This is a genomic window from Clostridium sp. BIOML-A1, from assembly GCF_009874105.1.
Classification (GTDB): domain Bacteria; phylum Bacillota; class Clostridia; order Lachnospirales; family Lachnospiraceae; genus Coprococcus.
This window is the reverse complement of sequence record NZ_WWTL01000030.1, coordinates 1-1,372: the sequence shown is the minus strand read 5'-3', so window position 1 is coordinate 1,372 and position 1,372 is coordinate 1. Positions and strand designations below refer to the sequence as shown.

The window sequence follows — 1,372 nt, the reverse complement described above, 5'->3', positions numbered from 1 at the left end:
TGAATTATGAAATGTGGACTGATAACCTCGATTATTTGTTTACGGGAGATTTAAGTTCTGCAGAGCAGGCAGCAGACGTGATGGGCAGATTAGGTAATCTGGCTTTGGTGGAATTAGGCTTATCAAAGAGTATCTCAAGCATAAGCGCAACATTAAACAATTCACAAATAAAATATTACGTTAAATTAGCAACAAAAAACAAAGAAAGCGATACATGTGTTTTAGGAACAACTGGTAAATATAATGTGTACGCTTCGGATAATAATTATACATATTTTATATTAGACGAGAGCAAATGGTCAGATTTGGTTAAAAGCTTAAATAACAATTATAACGAAATATGGAAAATAAATAAACAATATATAGATAATCAAATTAAACTTAATAAAACAATTATTTTGACAGATAACCCGGAATTACAATATTTGTTTGGAGATGGAAGCAAAAGATTTTATCAGAGGGAAATAGATTATTTATCAGAACTAGGTTATACATTTTCTCAGGTTGATGATGAATTGTGGAAAGCTATTCTCGAGTAAATGGTGAGGTGAGGAAAGTTTATGAATATTGTTGAAGCAGAAAAATTTTTTAAAGAATATGATGGAAATTCTTTCTATATGTATGATCAGGATTTATTAAAATATAATCAATACAGAAGTATGAAAATTTCTTCAAAACAAGAGAATATTTGGCGCATTCAAAAAGCAAAAATATATAGTTCTGAAATTGAGAAGTCTGATAAGCCGTGGCTCGTATACTTCAAGATGGATAGCTTGCTAGAACCATGTTTAATAATCCCTGACTCTATAGATATAATGCTGGATACGGGAAAGAAAGTTGAAAGTAAGTTAGATGCAAAAAACAGCATGAATATCGCAGAAACAATCATTGGCAGAAGTGATGTTAGTGCAGAAACTGGCTGGATTTTTCGCTCATATCATAAAAAGTGCAAAAAGCAAATGATTGAGTTTTGCCGTTTGGTAGAAAGATTACTTAATGAAGCGAATAAAAAACCTGAATTATATAAAATTTCAGAGATTTACAATTCAAAATATCAGTTAATAAAATATAAGCTAAAAATAATCACGTGATATGTACAAGCAACTATAATGAGGATTCTGCGATGCACAATTCTAATGTAGTAATCTATATAGATAGTATACGGTGTGACAGCCGTAAGAGACTTGAGCGAAGGTATCACGGGCTACGAGGTGAGATGTGATAAGCTGTACGGACGGGTATCCGGACTCAGCGAGGGCAGCCTGTACATAGACGTGGACACAGACAGCCACAGTGTAATCAGCCTCACTGGTGATGAGGACGCTTCAAGAGAATACATGCTCAGCACGGGTATGATGGGGTCGCTTTACGA

General features: G+C 33.9%; 2 protein-coding genes and 1 pseudogene. All 3 read left to right on the top strand.

The window, feature by feature from the left end; genetic code table 11:
• A partial coding sequence (locus tag GT641_RS12850; RefSeq protein ID WP_161117739.1) for a hypothetical protein occupies positions 1 to 539 on the top strand: 539 nt, incomplete at its 5' end.
• A 21-nt stretch (positions 540 to 560) separates the two neighbouring features.
• Positions 561 to 1,091 (top strand): hypothetical protein, encoded by a 531-nt coding sequence (locus tag GT641_RS12845; protein ID WP_119963503.1) that lies wholly within the window; start codon positions 561 to 563, stop codon positions 1,089 to 1,091.
• A gap of 93 nt (positions 1,092 to 1,184) precedes the next feature.
• Positions 1,185 to 1,372: pseudogene (locus GT641_RS13085) on the top strand (transglutaminase); the annotation flags it as partial.

Coding starts and splice junctions, on each gene's coding strand:
- GT641_RS12845 (WP_119963503.1), top strand. CDS start 561: ATGAATATTGTTGAAGCAGAAAAATTTTTTAAAGAATATGATGGAAAT.